The organism is Bacillus cereus group sp. BfR-BA-01311 (genome assembly GCF_022664295.1).
Taxonomy (GTDB): Bacteria; Bacillota; Bacilli; order Bacillales; family Bacillaceae_G; genus Bacillus_A; species Bacillus_A cereus.
On sequence record NZ_JAKUHC010000012.1, the window covers coordinates 107042 to 120441 of the forward strand.

Sequence of the window (13400 nt, forward strand, 5' to 3'; positions counted from 1 at the left end):
ATATTATAACCACTTAAATTTGCTACAATATCTATTCTTTTTTAATTATATCAAGATAAATCCAATCCTTGAGAATCGGATTGTTCACAATTGGAATGAAGTTTTTTCCATTATTGATATTATTTTATTTATATTACGTATTTATTAATTATGATAAAAATTTTTTGGAGATGAATATATATGTCAAACGAAAATCATTCAAAGGGCTTAAGTATAGAAGAATTTTTATTTGCTTGTGCATTAGATCCTAACCTTATAGGGCCAACACTATCACCAATTCCACCTTTTACTTTTCCAACTGGACCACAAGGACCAACTGGACCACAAGGACCAACTGGACCTCAGGGACCAACTGGACCTCAGGGACCAACTGGACCTCAGGGACCAACTGGACCTCAGGGACCAACTGGACCTCAGGGACCAACTGGACCTCAGGGACCAACTGGACCACAAGGACCAACTGGTCCGATTGGACTGACAGGGGCAACGGGAGTTGGAATAACGGGCCCCACAGGACCAAGTCCCGATAATACTTGTTTTCAAGATCTGAGAACGACACTGCAGCAGTTAGAAGGCGAGTTTATTTCAGTTACGCTCTCAGGATGTTGTGATAGTCTTCAAGGTCGTATTTTCCGAGTTGATGAAGGAAAACTGATTCTCACTGGTGTATTAGGAACGCGCATCATTCCAATTTGTACGATCAGTTCCATCGATTTTGGTCCTTTTGCATATGTAACAAATTTCAGTGATAATACGGTCTCCTTGATAAATACAGCCACCAACACGGTCATCAGTTTAATTTCTGTTGGGAATGGCCCTGTAGGGATCGCGATTACACCCGATGGTACGCGTGCTTATGTCGCAAATAGCGGTGATAATACGGTCTCCGCGATAGATACGGCTACCAACACGGTCATCGGTTTACCAATTTCTGTTGGGAATGGCCCTGCCGAAATCGCAATTACACCCGATGGTACGCGTACTTATGTCACAAATGTCTTTGATGATACAGTCTCCGTGATAAATACGGTTACCAACACGGTCATTGGTTTACCAATTTCTGTTGGGGATTTCCCTAGCGATATCGCGATTACACCCGATGGTGTGCGTGCTTATGTCACAAATTTAGGTGATGGTACGGTCTCCGTGATAGATACGGCTACCAACACGGTCATCGGTTTACCAATTTCTGTTGGGAGTGCCCCTCAAGAAATCGCAATTACACCCGATGGTATGCGTGCTTATGTCACAAATTTCACTGATGGTACGGTCTCCGTGATAGATACGGCTACCAACACGGTCATCGGTTTACCAATTCCTGTTGGGAGTGACCCTCAAGGGATCGCAATTACACCCGATGGTATGCGTGCTTATGTCACAAAGAACAGTGGTAATACGGTCTTCGTGATAAATACAGCTACCAACACGGTCATCGGTTTACCAATTTCTGTTGGGGATAGCCCTGAAGGAATCGCAATTACACCCGATGGTACGCGTGCTTATGTCACAAATTTAGGTGATGATACGGTCTCCGTGATAGATACGGCTACCAACACGGTCATCGGTTTACCAATTTCTGTTGGGAATGTCCCTAGAGGGATCGCAATTACGCCGATTACGATTTAAATAGAGTTTATGTCGAAAATAAAGATCAATCAAGGAAGGTGTATCTCATTGAAAAAAGATGACATTATCACTTTAATTCAAAAAGAATTGGAGAAAAATCCACAAGCAACAAGTATCGATATTTCTAAAAAGCACCGAATTCCCTTCATCATCGTTGAAATACTGAGGAAAAAGTTAGACAAAAAATTATGAGGTAGTATTTTAAATACAAACTGCGTATTGATAAACAGTATAACAAAGAGGAACTTGCCTATTGGTTAGGTAAGAACTATTCGGAGAAAGGTTATGCGACAGAATTAGCAAAAAGGGTAAAAATCAGGCATCAGCACAAGTAATGAAGAAAATTGGGATGACTTATGAGGACGTAGATATTTACTTCCGAGAACGATAATTATGTGAATAAGCTGTCCACATGGGCAGCTTATTTTTTTTCGCATAGCGTAGATTATTTTGAAAAATGCTGGTGGTATCCCTATACAGTTACTCATAATTTTCGTACTGTGTAACTCAAAAGAGAAAGTTAAATGAAATCAATGATACCAAGGGATTCAGCGAAGGAGGCAGTTACACACAATATAAGATATGGGTAAGTCGATTATTTATATGGTAATATTATGTTATAAAACTAGAAAGTAGTGATAAAGATGCGTGAAAGATGTCCGGTTTGTCAAAGTTCTATTGAAGAATCTAAATTAGTTGGGATAGGAGGGGGATGTGCCGAGCAATATAAATGTCAGAATTGCGGTATATATTCCATGACTGACGAAGCGAGAATTACATTAAATGTAGAGAAGATGAGAAAACTTTCTGCAATATTAAGAAAGAGAGCTATCAGAGGGATGGGAAAAATAATGATTTTTCTTAATCAGCCAGATAAAAATCTTTCAGAATTCCCGTATCCTATTTGTCTTTTAGACGATCTATTAGGAGAATATCCAGATAATATTTCTGATAGATTGGATGAATCATTAAAAAACTTAGCTAAATTATCAAAATTCCCAGGTGACCCAGTATTTGTTCAAGAATCAGATAAATCTCTATTTTTTGTACAGAGTGCTCATTTGTTAGAAATGAAATATATGGCAAACCAACTATTTCAAGACGGATTGATTGAATTATCTAATTCATCAGGAGCAGAGTTCCCTGTATATATTTCAGTTACGGTGAAAGGATGGAATCGTATAGCGGAATTAGAAAAAGGAGAAGTGGATACTAAGCAGGTATTTGTTGCAATGTCGTTTAGTCCAAAAATGAGTAGTCCGTATCAAAATGCAATTGCAAAAGCTGTAAAAGAGGCTGGGTACCAGCCTATCCGAATTGATGAAGTGGAACATAATAATAGTATAACTGACGAAATTATAGTCAAAATAAGACAAAGTAAATTTGTTATTTCAGACTTTACTGAACATAGAGGTGGAGTCTATTTCGAAGCTGGTTATGCAGTAGGACTAGGAAAAACGGTTATATGGACATGTAAAGACGAAGATTTTGACAAAATTCATTTTGATACTAGACAAATTAGTCATATTAAGTGGTCAACAGAAGACGAATTATATAAAAAATTATTAAACAGAATTAAAGCAACGATTAACTAAAAACGTGGCAGAGTCTTGACCGCTTTTTGGCAGGAAATGTGCCGATTGTTTTGGAATCAACGTGATATATTTGTATTGTGAGAAGTGGCGGAAAACACAACTCATAATGTTCCTTTATAATCTATATGTTGTCTAAACGATTTCGTAATGATGGCACATAAAATCCGAAACCAGCAGATGGTAATGATTGAATGGTACCGTTATTAGGGAGAGCTTTTGCTCTTCTTCCAGTTACTTAATATTGTTGATGCATATCAGCGGTTCATCATTAGGTGATTGGAATAAGGATAAAACTTCACGTACCGGAATTAAAGTACAAATTAATAATCTATAAAAAAGCATCCATTCGGGTGCTTTTTATTTTGGAGGAGGATTCACAAGATGGCTAATAACAAATTAAAGATTAATATTGATGCTGATACAACAGAAGCATTAAAACAAATGAAGGAAGTAACGGAAGCTGCTAATGAATGCGTGGCTACATTTGAGAAGTTAGAAAGGGTTATGGGTAGGTTTACAAATAAAACGAATTCTTTGCTTATAGAAGTACCAGTTGTTTTAAACGGTAAAACGATAGCTCAAAAAGTTGGTGAGATTACTAAAATTAAAGGATGAGGTGATAACAAATGAAACTAAATAAACCAGAACAAACAGTGGTTGTTGGTCATTTAATCAATAATGTTATTGGATTGGAATTAGTGAAGCAACATATTGATCCACAGAAGTTAGAAAAGGCTGTAGCTTTACATAATGAGATCAATGATGATATGACACCAAAACAAACAAGAGAATCACTTATTAGCGTACTGGATAAAGCGATAGATGAATTCTTAAAGCAATAGCCATAGACATAAAAAAAGGAAAAGCAACTCGCTTTGGGGTGCGAATCACTTTTCCTGATGGCAATGTTAACTTTATTATAACAACTTGTATTTATTTGGTAAATATATAATTGGAGTATTCTTTTAAAAGAGGTGAGGATAATTGGATAGCGTTTTAAACGGTAAGATTGCTGCACTTGGTCTTATGCCTATAGATAAGAAAGCATATATCAAATACCTTAAGCCATATGAGAAAGTATACAAGAAGGCTGGGATTGATGTTAATCGATTTAAGTATTACAAATTGTATGGAGAGAAGCACATGCTTTACTCTGTGGAATATCTCATGCAAACACCGATAAAAGATTTATTAGAAAGAGATAGAGGGAATCAAATGCATTGGGTAAAGACAGATGAAAGAATATAAAACCAAACAACAGAAGCGTAAGTTCTATGACAGTGGTGAGTGGAAGAGTATACGTGAGCAAGTAAAGAAGCGAGACAATTATGAATGCCAAGAGTGTAAGCGCAATGGTAGTGTTCGTGTCGACACCAATGAATACAGTGAGAGTGCAAAGCGTAAGAAGATTCAGCTCGTTGTCCATCATATAAAAGAACTAGAACATCATCCAGAACTTGCATTAGAAATAGATAACTTAGAAACAGTCTGTGTGGATTGCCATAATAAAGAACACGGAAGAGTGTTCATTAAGAAGGTAAACAAATGGCAAGACGATGAGAGGTGGTAACGTTGGATACTTATGAACAAGATGTAGCTCTATTAGTTAAAGCTTATAGACTTGAAGGTTATGTCATTACAAATGAACAGGCTGAAGATATTTGGTCAAAGTATTCGAATGAGTTATATGCTTCTTGGATGATGATGGGTAATAAAACGGATGGTTTATATGAAACAACTAAAATGATTGCTGAGAAATTAAAAATAATACCCCCCCTTAAATAATTTCAATAAAAATTGCTCTAAGGGGCACCGGAGGAGGGGGTTAACTGTCAGGTTTTTTTCGAAATTACGCACGTAAGGGGGGTGGGTAGATGGCTGTCAGTATTACAAAGTTAAAGGAACAGCTAATGAACAGTATTGATGTTGAAGATTTAGTCGAGGTTGAAAAAGTAGAACGATACATTGATCTAGTTAAAGCATTTAGAAAAATAAACAGGACTATCAATAAAGAAGGTGAGTCTGTTACAGTCAAAAACGGATCTCAAGTTTTTGTTAAGGCCCATCCTCTTATAAGTGAGAGAAATAAAATTAACAGTTCTTTAATTGCTTTAGGAAGAGATATAAAGTTTGTTTGTAAACCAAATATCCCTAAGGCTGGTTATAATAAAAGTGATTTAACATGATTAGGCAAAAGTATGTAGAAGAATACATTGGACTTTATCGAAGTGGAAAAATAAAGTTCAACAAAGAGAGAGAACTGTTAATTAATTATCTAGAAAAACACGTTTTAAACAGAGACGATTTGTATTTTGATGATGAAATGATTCAGGATTGTATCAACTTCGGTGAGAAGTGGTACTTTTCATTGCAGCCATTTCAAAAATTCTTAATGGCATTCGTTTTTTTGTTTTATAAGAAAAATGGACGCGTATTTTATCGGAAATTCCTATGGATGTTAGGACGTGGTGGCGGTAAAAATGGTCTGATATCTGTAATTATTCACTTTTTAATTAGTGAATTGCACGGTATTCCAGAGTATAACATCTCTGTTGTTGCGAATAGTGAGGAACAAGCGAAAACAAGTCCTGACGAAGTGCATAAATGCGTAAAGAAAAATGAGGTTTTACAGAGAGCGTTTAAAACCACATTAACTCAAACTGTTTCAAAGGCTACTGAAAGTATACTAAAGTTTAGAACTTCCAACGGGGATACAAAAGACGGTTTGCGTGATGGTGCAGTTGTATTTGATGAAATACATCAATATGAAAGTAATAAAGACGTTCGCGTCCATATCAGCGGCTTAGGTAAAAAGAAAAACCCTCGTGAATTTTATATTGGTACAGATGGTTATGTACGAGATGGCTTTTTAGATAAACAAAAAGAAAAAGCTATGAAGGTTTTAAATGGTGAAGCTCGTCCTAATGCCGTATTTCCTTTTATCTGTAAGCTTAATGATGAAAAGGAAGTTGATGATATTGATAATTGGGAATTAGCTAATCCTATGTTATCGCAGCCACTAAGCGAGTATGCTGAGGGATTACTTGAAACGATAAAGGAAGAATATGAAGATTTAGAGGATGATCCAAGTAACCGAGAAGAATTTATGACAAAGCGTATGAACTTACCAGTTACAAATCTAGAACGATCTGTTGCAAAATGGTCAGAGATTCTTGCTACAAACCGTCCATTCCCTGATTTACATGCTCAAGAATGCATAGGAGCGTTAGACTTTGCGAGTATTCGAGATTTCGCAGCATGTGGTCTTTTATTTAGACAAAATGGTGAGTACATTTTTAAAACTCATTCCTTTGTGCGTAAAGAATTTGTTGATATTTATTATGGTTATTCTAAAAAAGCTGGCGAGTATAAAAAACAAAAATTTGCTCCTATAAAAGATTGGGAAGAGCAAGGTCTACTAACAGTTGTAGATGAACCAACTATTAATCCTCAACACATTGTTGATTGGTTTGTAGAAATGCGAGAACAATATGGAATTAAAAAGATTATAGCTGATAACTTCAGAATGGAAGCAATAAGGCCATTATTAGTAGCAGAAGGGTTTGAAATAGAAGTTATACGAAACCCGAAAGCAATTCATAGTTTATTAGCTCCACGTATTGAAATGGCATTTGCAAATAAACAAATTGTTTTTGAGGATAATCCGTTAATGCGTTGGTATACGCAAAATGTGTTGGTTGTTATCAAAAGTGATGGAAATAAAATATACGAAAAGAAAGAGCCTGTTCGCAGAAAAACAGATGGTTTTCAGTGTTTTGTGCATGCTCTTTATCGGGCGGATGAGATACAAGAAGCTACTGATTTTGTTATAGGCAATATTAAATTCTAATAAAGGGGGTGATAACCATTGGATGGTTAGGTTCAGTATTTAAAAGAAATAAAGAACTAGAATTCATGTTGGATCTGGACATATTAACTGATACAGCAAACAGGCTTCATATGAAACGATTGGCAATTGATACATGCGTTTCATTTTTAGGAAGGACGATTAGTCAATCTGAATTTAGAATAAGAAATGGTAAAGAATTTAAGAAGGATGAGCTTTATTATCGATTAAACGTAAGACCAAACAAGAATATGACCGCAAGTACCTTTTGGGAGCGGTTTGTTCGAAAACTTATTTATGATAATGAGTGTTTAGTTATACAAGCAGATGATGGTGATTTACTTATTGCAGATGGATTTCAACATAATGAGTACGCTGTGTTTGAAGATACTTTTACGGATGTAAGGGTAAAAGATTATACGTTTAAGAGAAGTTTTAAACAAAGCGAAGTTATTCATTTGAAGTATCGGAATGATAAATTAACCCCACTTATTGATGGATTATTTGCAGATTATGGGGATTTGTTCGGCAGAATATTAAACTCTCAAAAACGTAAAAATCAAGTTCGCGGAACAGTTGATATGGATATGATTGGTGCTAAAACTGAGGAACAAATAGCAAAATTACAAGAGTTTATAGACAACATGTATAAGTCAATTGGTTCTAAAGATATAGCTATTGTTCCACAGCAAAAAGGTATTAATTATAACGAGATATACAATGGTGTTGCAAATGGCCCAAGTGTGGAAGAAATCAATAAAGTAACAAATGGTTTCTTAAATCAAGTAGCTATGGCAATCGGTATTCCTATAGCTTTGATATATGGAGAAATGGCTGATGTAGAAAAGCAAACGAAAAATTATATACTTTTCACAGTACGACCATTATTAAAAAAACTATCTGATGAAGCGAATGTTAAATTCTTCGAAATGAGTGAATATCTTTTGGGACAAAAAATTGAGGTTAAGGCGGTTTCCTATCAAAGTATATTTGATCTTGCGACAAGTATTGATAAACTCATTTCTTCAAGTGCATTTACAGGGAATGAAATTCGTTCGGAAGTAGATTATGAAGAGTCGGATGATCCAAACCTGAATATCCATCATATTACGAAGAACTATACAAAATTAAATGAATCTGAAGGGGGTGAGAAAGAAAATGACGGTGAAAATTGACGTAAAAGGTCCAATTATTTCGAATGACGAAGCTTGGATTTATGATTGGTTTGAAATGGATGCTGCAAGCCCAGGTAAAATTTCGAAAGAACTAACTAATGCCAATGGTGATGATTTAATTGTAACTATTAATAGTCCTGGTGGTTATGTACACGAAGGGTCAGAAATTTATACAGCATTAAAAAATTACCCTGGTCATGTAGAAGTTCAAATTGTTGGTTTGGCTGCAAGTGCGGCTTCTGTTATTGCGATGGCTGGTGATAAAGTCCGAATTTCACCTACAGCACAAATTATGATTCACAATGCTTCTATGTGGAATGGTGGAGATCATCGTGATATGGAAAAAGCTGCTGAAATGTTGAAAACAACTGATCGAGCAATTGTAAACGCCTATGTCATTAAAAGTGGTAAATCAGAAGAGGAACTACTTCATATGATGGCTGAAGAAACTTGGATGGGTCCACAACAAGCATTAGAAAATAATTTTGTGGATGAAATCATGTTTATGGATAATCAGGTTAAAATGACAGCGTCAGCTTCTACTGCTGCCATGCTTCCACAAAAGGTAATCGATGGTTTTAGAAATGGAACAATGAACAAAAGCCAAGGGATTACAAAAGAAGATTTAAATGCAGCATTATCAGGTTTGAAAAATGAAATTCTGAATGATTTACAAACAAATACAAATCCAAAAGAGCCTATTCAAAAGCCTGTTCATACAAAACAGAATTTGAGTACGCTCTTTTTAACTTTAGGAGGAAAATAAAATATGGTTATTAAGTTTAATAATTTTGAAGAGAAGAAACTAGCTTTCGCGAAAGCAACACAAGAAGGTACAGCGGAAGAACAATCAGCAGCGTTAAATTCCATGATTGAAGCACTTGCTACCGATGTTCGTTCAGATATTTTAAATCAAGTGAATGAATCAATGGTAGATCGTTCTATTATGCAATCTCGCGGTGCTAATGTACTAACAAGTGAAGAAATGAAGTTCTTTAATGCCGTTGTTGAAGATGGTGGCTTTAAATCTACTGAAACTTTACCTAAAACAACACAAGAGAGAATTTTTGATGATTTAGTTCAAGGTCATCCGTTACTAGAGCATATCGGTTTAGAGAATTTAGGAGCCGTGACAGAATTTATTTATGGAGATCCAGAGGGTGCAGCTGTATGGGGACCTTTATTTGGTGATATTAAAGGGCAATTAAATGCTACATTCCGAAAAGAATCTATTACTCAACTGAAATTAACGGCATTTATTCCATTAGCAAATGATATGTTGAAGCTTGGTCCAGTATGGGTGGAACGTTATGTTCGTACAATGATTACAGAAGCAATGTCAGTAGGTTTAGAACGTGGTTTTGTAGCTGGTACGGGTAAAAATGAACCTATTGGATTATTAAAAGACCCTAGTGGAAGTGTTACGAATGGAGTATATCCAGATAAAAAAGTTGCTGGAACTTTAACTTTTGAGCCTGGTCGCAAAACAATTAATGAACTAAAAGGCGTGGTCAAATTATTGGCTAAAAAATTAAATCCTGATGGTAAAACAGAGGCAGATCGACCAAAAAATATTGCTGGTAAAGTAGTTATGGTAACAAATCCATTCGATACTTTTGATATTCAAGCAAATGCTACGATTCAAAATGCGGCAGGTGTATATGTAACGAGCTTACCTTTTAATCCAATCCCAACAGAATCTGTATTTGTACCTCAAGGACAAGTGGTGTTCTTTGTTAAAGGAGAATACATTGCAGCGATGGGTGGAACAGAGCCAATCAAAAAGTATGAAGAAACATTAGCTTTAGAAGATGCAACTGTTTATATTGCTAAACAATATGCTACAGGTAAACCGAAGGATAAATACACTTCACAAGTTTACACATTAAAGCTTGAAGAAGTAACTCCACCAACACAAGGATGATGTGAATGGATACAGTAATTTCAAATGAAATATTACAGGAATTTAAAGATAGGATGCACTTGGGTGATGAGGAAGATGATAACCTAAAGCGCATCCTTTCTACGTCTAACAAGGCATTACTTAGGGTTTGTGGGAATTATGATTTAAATAAAGACGAGGAGTTCAAAGAATTAGTCTTTGAACGTTCTCGTTATGTTTATAACGATGCATTAGAGTATTTTGACAAGAATTTTTTAAGTCAGATTAATAGTTTAGGTATCGATAAAGCATTAGAAGAAATTAAATTGGACGGTGATTAATATGCGTCCTTTTCAGTACAAGAAACCACTGAATACAGGTGATTGTAGAAATCGAATTATCATTGAACAACCTGAAGTAATAAAAGATGAACTAAATCAAGAAGTTGAAACAGGTAATTGGCAAGAAGTAAAAAAAGCATGGGCAATGATAAAAACGGTAAAAGGCTCGGAGTACATTGAAGCTTCGGCATCACAATCTACACGAATTTATCGGTTTGTGATGCCTTATACAGCAGGTATTACAGAATTAATGCGAATCAATATGAAAGGTCGTATCTTTGATATTATCGAACCGCCAATGAATGATGATGAAATGTATCAAACATTGACTATTATCGCAAAGGAGCATACTTAATATGAATGATTTTGCGAGCGAACTTGCTAGAGAATTACAAAGAAATGCCCATGTTGTGGAAGAAGAATTGTTGACAGCGCAAGAAGAAGTTGCTGATGTTGCTGTAGAAAAATTAAAGCAAGGTAGTCCTAAAAAAACAGGGGCATATCGTAAAGGATGGCGTAAGAAAAAAGAAGGTAATGGTGTTGTCGTCCACAATTCACAAGGACAATTAACGCATCTTTTAGAAAATGGACATGCGAAAGTCGGTGGTGGACGTGTTCCGGCTCAAGTGCATATTCGTCCAGTTGAAGAGTATGTAATTAATGAATTGCCAAGACGTATCGAGAGGGCGATTCAAGAATGACATTAGGTGAACTAACAAAAATCCTTGAAGCTACAGGTTATCCTGTGGCTTATTCGCATTTTACAGCAATACCTGGTAAGCCAGTACCAGCGCCACCTTATATTTGTTTCCTTGTGGATGGATCAGCAAATTTTATAGCTGATAACAAGGTTTATCACAAAATAAATGATTTAAATATTGAGCTTTATACAACTAGAAAAAATTTGGTTGCAGAAGCCAAGCTGGAAAAGGTCCTAGACGATCATGATATACCTTATGACTCGTATGGGATTTTTATTGAATCTGAGAAATTATTTCAAAAAACATATGAAACGAGGTTGTTGTAAATGAATGAAAACAAAGTAACATTCGGTTTGAAAAATGTACATTACGTGCCATTTGATATTAAAGATTTCTTAGTTACATTTGGGACACCAATTCCATTACCTGGTGGAGTGGAACTAACTTTTGAGCCACGCGGTGATTTAATTGAATTCTATGCAGATGACATGCTTTATTACGCGGCAAGTAATAACCAAGGTTACGATGGAACATTAAGTATTGCTACTATCCCAGAAAAATTTGCTATCGATGCATTGGGTGAGGAATTAGATGAAACGGATGGCGTATTAAATGAATTAGCTGATGCAAAAGGAAAACCGTTCGCTTTATTATTTGAGTTTGATGGTGACGTGAACGCAACTCGACATGTTATGTATAACTGTTCAGCAAGTCGTCCAACACTTGCATCCAAAACAAAAACAAGTTCGGCTGAACCAAATACAAATGAACTGAAGTTTGTTTCTAGCCCAATTGTTTTAGTACCAGGTGGAAGACCAATGGTTAAAACGAAAACGACTGCTAAAACAACACAAGCAATTTATAACGACTGGTACAAAAAAGTATATGTAAAAACACCAGTAGTACCAAAAGGAGCGTAATTATAAATGGAAAAGACAATTACTATAGATGGAAAACAAGTTCGATTAAAAAGTACAGCAGCAACCGTTAAACGATATAAAGCACAATTTAGACGTGATTTATTTGCAGACATGCTCAAATTAGGAGTTATTGCTCCTTCAAATCCTCAAGCTGGTGCTACTATTGATTTAGCAAATGCGGATTTAAGTAAAGTAGATTTTGAGGTTGTATATGATCTAGTTTGGTTATATGCAAAAACAGCAAATCCAGAAATCGCTGAACCGATTACGTGGTTAGATGGTTTTGATGAATTCCCTATCTCTGAAATCCTTCCAGAAATTATGGATATGATTCAAAGTACGATGGGCGCAAAAAAAAAATAAAGAAAAGTAATGGAGAGCAAGGCGATTTCAGTGATGAAGAATTAACCACTGATACGTTCCTTGCTCTTTGTTATAAAGCGAAATTAACACATTGGGATTTGGAAATTATGACGATCGGTGATTGTTTTGATTATATTGCTGAATTCGCTGAAATGGAGAATCCAGATAAAGAAAAAGTTAGAAAAGCAAATCAAAAAGACTTCGATTCATTCTAAGAAAGGGGTGAGAAAATGGCAGGAAGAATTAAAGGTATTACGATTGAAATTAATGGTAACACTCAACCATTACAAAACGCTCTAAAAGATGTTAATAAACAAAGCGATTCTTTAGCTAAAGAACTAAAAGATGTGGAGCGTTTGTTAAAGTTTGATCCTGGTAATGTGGAAGCATTAGCGCAAAAACAACAGTTACTTACACAACAGATAGAGAATACAACGCAAAAGCTAGATAAGTTGAAAGCAGCGGAACAACAAGTACAAGCTCAATTTCAAAACGGTAAAATTTCTGAAGAACAATATCGTGCATTCAGACGTGAAATTGAATTTACAGAAGGATCGCTTAATGGCCTGAAGAATAAGCTTGGAAACATGAAGGCTGAGCAAGATAGTGTAGCCAGTTCAACAAGGCAATTAGAAACATTGTTTAGCGCTACTGGGAAAAGCGTTGATGATTTCGCAGGAGCATTAGGAAATCGTCTTGTGAATGCAATTAAAAGTGGTACGGCTACAAGTCGACAATTGGAACAAGCTATTGGAATTATCGGCCGGGAAGCATTAGGAGCAGAAACAGATATAGAGAAATTACAACGCGCTCTTCGATCTGTGGATGCTGGAAACTCGATACAACAAGTGCGAAATGAATTAAGAGATTTACAGCAAGAAGCCGGAAGAACGGAGAAGAAGTTTGAAGGGCTAAAGGTAGGGTTAGAAAACGTCATAGGTGGTATGGCA

Annotated in this window: 19 protein-coding genes and 2 pseudogenes; all 21 read left to right on the forward strand. The window is 35.9% G+C overall.

All coding sequences use genetic code 11. The annotated features are described in order from the left end of the window. Positions 1 to 180: 180 nt before the first annotated feature. Positions 181 to 528 (forward strand): annotated as a pseudogene (locus MR136_RS22605) (exosporium leader peptide-containing protein); the annotation flags it as partial. 180 nt (positions 529 to 708) lie between these two features. Next, a complete protein-coding gene (locus MR136_RS22610; RefSeq protein WP_370658446.1) occupies positions 709 to 1626 on the forward strand; it encodes a beta-propeller fold lactonase family protein in 918 nt (305 codons plus the stop codon). Between the two features lie 48 nt (positions 1627 to 1674). Then, on the forward strand, positions 1675 to 1818 hold the full coding sequence (locus MR136_RS22615; protein WP_162900588.1) for a hypothetical protein: 144 nt from the start codon (positions 1675 to 1677) through the stop codon (positions 1816 to 1818). Positions 1819 to 2270: 452 nt separating this feature from the next. Continuing rightward, positions 2271 to 3221, forward strand: coding sequence for a TIR domain-containing protein (locus tag MR136_RS22620; RefSeq protein WP_071730252.1), 951 nt, complete (start codon positions 2271 to 2273; stop codon positions 3219 to 3221). Positions 3222 to 3602: 381 nt separating this feature from the next. Next, positions 3603 to 3836, forward strand: coding sequence for a hypothetical protein (locus tag MR136_RS22625; RefSeq protein WP_071730254.1), 234 nt, complete (start codon positions 3603 to 3605; stop codon positions 3834 to 3836). Positions 3837 to 3847: 11 nt separating this feature from the next. After that, positions 3848 to 4063, forward strand: coding sequence for a hypothetical protein (locus MR136_RS22630; protein WP_071730256.1), 216 nt, complete (start codon positions 3848 to 3850; stop codon positions 4061 to 4063). Positions 4064 to 4205: 142 nt separating this feature from the next. Next, a complete protein-coding gene (locus MR136_RS22635) occupies positions 4206 to 4469 on the forward strand; it encodes a hydrolase (protein WP_071730257.1) in 264 nt (87 codons plus the stop codon). Further along, complete coding sequence (locus tag MR136_RS22640; RefSeq protein ID WP_071730259.1) at positions 4456 to 4791, forward strand: HNH endonuclease; 336 nt, start codon at positions 4456 to 4458, stop codon at positions 4789 to 4791. Before MR136_RS22635 ends, MR136_RS22640 begins: the two co-directional genes overlap by 14 nt. Continuing rightward, positions 4785 to 5006, forward strand: coding sequence for a hypothetical protein (locus tag MR136_RS22645; RefSeq protein WP_242259616.1), 222 nt, complete (start codon positions 4785 to 4787; stop codon positions 5004 to 5006). Before MR136_RS22640 ends, MR136_RS22645 begins: the two co-directional genes overlap by 7 nt. 89 nt (positions 5007 to 5095) lie before the next feature. Then, on the forward strand, positions 5096 to 5407 hold the full coding sequence (locus MR136_RS22650) for a P27 family phage terminase small subunit (RefSeq protein WP_069355644.1): 312 nt from the start codon (positions 5096 to 5098) through the stop codon (positions 5405 to 5407). Beyond that, positions 5404 to 7071, forward strand: coding sequence for a terminase large subunit domain-containing protein (locus tag MR136_RS22655; RefSeq protein WP_242259617.1), 1668 nt, complete (start codon positions 5404 to 5406; stop codon positions 7069 to 7071). The genes MR136_RS22650 and MR136_RS22655 overlap by 4 nt, the downstream gene beginning before the upstream one ends. A gap of 8 nt (positions 7072 to 7079) precedes the next feature. Further along, the gene (locus tag MR136_RS22660; protein WP_242259618.1) at positions 7080 to 8243 is read left to right on the forward strand and encodes a phage portal protein; all 1164 of its coding nucleotides are present in this window, start codon (positions 7080 to 7082) and stop codon (positions 8241 to 8243) included. Further along, positions 8227 to 9009 carry a head maturation protease, ClpP-related gene (locus MR136_RS22665; protein ID WP_242259619.1) on the forward strand — a complete coding sequence of 261 codons (783 nt, stop codon included), beginning with the start codon at positions 8227 to 8229 and terminating at the stop codon, positions 9007 to 9009. The genes MR136_RS22660 and MR136_RS22665 overlap by 17 nt, the downstream gene beginning before the upstream one ends. A 3-nt stretch (positions 9010 to 9012) precedes the next feature. Then, on the forward strand, positions 9013 to 10167 hold the full coding sequence (locus MR136_RS22670) for a phage major capsid protein (RefSeq protein ID WP_242259620.1): 1155 nt from the start codon (positions 9013 to 9015) through the stop codon (positions 10165 to 10167). 5 nt (positions 10168 to 10172) lie between these two features. After that, complete coding sequence (locus MR136_RS22675) at positions 10173 to 10466, forward strand: hypothetical protein (protein WP_029442425.1); 294 nt, start codon at positions 10173 to 10175, stop codon at positions 10464 to 10466. Between the two features lies 1 nt (position 10467). Continuing rightward, positions 10468 to 10821 carry a phage head closure protein gene (locus MR136_RS22680; RefSeq protein WP_242259621.1) on the forward strand — a complete coding sequence of 118 codons (354 nt, stop codon included), beginning with the start codon at positions 10468 to 10470 and terminating at the stop codon, positions 10819 to 10821. A 1-nt stretch (position 10822) separates the two neighbouring features. Further along, positions 10823 to 11167 (forward strand): HK97 gp10 family phage protein, encoded by a 345-nt coding sequence (locus MR136_RS22685; RefSeq protein ID WP_242259622.1) that lies wholly within the window; start codon positions 10823 to 10825, stop codon positions 11165 to 11167. Beyond that, the gene (locus MR136_RS22690) at positions 11164 to 11493 is read left to right on the forward strand and encodes a hypothetical protein (protein WP_242259623.1); all 330 of its coding nucleotides are present in this window, start codon (positions 11164 to 11166) and stop codon (positions 11491 to 11493) included. The genes MR136_RS22685 and MR136_RS22690 overlap by 4 nt, the downstream gene beginning before the upstream one ends. After that, on the forward strand, positions 11494 to 12087 hold the full coding sequence (locus MR136_RS22695; RefSeq protein ID WP_242259624.1) for a major tail protein: 594 nt from the start codon (positions 11494 to 11496) through the stop codon (positions 12085 to 12087). A 6-nt stretch (positions 12088 to 12093) separates the two neighbouring features. Further along, on the forward strand, positions 12094 to 12450 hold the full coding sequence (locus MR136_RS22700; protein ID WP_000415935.1) for a hypothetical protein: 357 nt from the start codon (positions 12094 to 12096) through the stop codon (positions 12448 to 12450). A gap of 230 nt (positions 12451 to 12680) precedes the next feature. After that, positions 12681 to 13400 (forward strand): annotated as a pseudogene (locus MR136_RS22705) (DUF2207 domain-containing protein); the annotation flags it as partial.

What these genes read in the sequence shown, in the direction of transcription:
- MR136_RS22620 (WP_071730252.1), top strand. Translation starts at nt 2,271, where the DNA reads ATGCGTGAAAGATGTCCGGTTTGTCAAAGTTCTATTGAAGAATCTAAA.
- MR136_RS22690 (WP_242259623.1), top strand. Translation starts at nt 11,164, where the DNA reads ATGACATTAGGTGAACTAACAAAAATCCTTGAAGCTACAGGTTATCCT.
- MR136_RS22685 (WP_242259622.1), top strand. Translation starts at nt 10,823, where the DNA reads ATGAATGATTTTGCGAGCGAACTTGCTAGAGAATTACAAAGAAATGCC.
- MR136_RS22670 (WP_242259620.1), top strand. Translation starts at nt 9,013, where the DNA reads ATGGTTATTAAGTTTAATAATTTTGAAGAGAAGAAACTAGCTTTCGCG.
- MR136_RS22675 (WP_029442425.1), top strand. Translation starts at nt 10,173, where the DNA reads ATGGATACAGTAATTTCAAATGAAATATTACAGGAATTTAAAGATAGG.
- MR136_RS22700 (WP_000415935.1), top strand. Translation starts at nt 12,094, where the DNA reads ATGGAAAAGACAATTACTATAGATGGAAAACAAGTTCGATTAAAAAGT.
- MR136_RS22655 (WP_242259617.1), top strand. Translation starts at nt 5,404, where the DNA reads ATGATTAGGCAAAAGTATGTAGAAGAATACATTGGACTTTATCGAAGT.
- MR136_RS22640 (WP_071730259.1), top strand. Translation starts at nt 4,456, where the DNA reads ATGAAAGAATATAAAACCAAACAACAGAAGCGTAAGTTCTATGACAGT.
- MR136_RS22695 (WP_242259624.1), top strand. Translation starts at nt 11,494, where the DNA reads ATGAATGAAAACAAAGTAACATTCGGTTTGAAAAATGTACATTACGTG.
- MR136_RS22650 (WP_069355644.1), top strand. Translation starts at nt 5,096, where the DNA reads ATGGCTGTCAGTATTACAAAGTTAAAGGAACAGCTAATGAACAGTATT.
- MR136_RS22665 (WP_242259619.1), top strand. Translation starts at nt 8,227, where the DNA reads ATGACGGTGAAAATTGACGTAAAAGGTCCAATTATTTCGAATGACGAA.
- MR136_RS22680 (WP_242259621.1), top strand. Translation starts at nt 10,468, where the DNA reads ATGCGTCCTTTTCAGTACAAGAAACCACTGAATACAGGTGATTGTAGA.
- MR136_RS22630 (WP_071730256.1), top strand. Translation starts at nt 3,848, where the DNA reads ATGAAACTAAATAAACCAGAACAAACAGTGGTTGTTGGTCATTTAATC.
- MR136_RS22625 (WP_071730254.1), top strand. Translation starts at nt 3,603, where the DNA reads ATGGCTAATAACAAATTAAAGATTAATATTGATGCTGATACAACAGAA.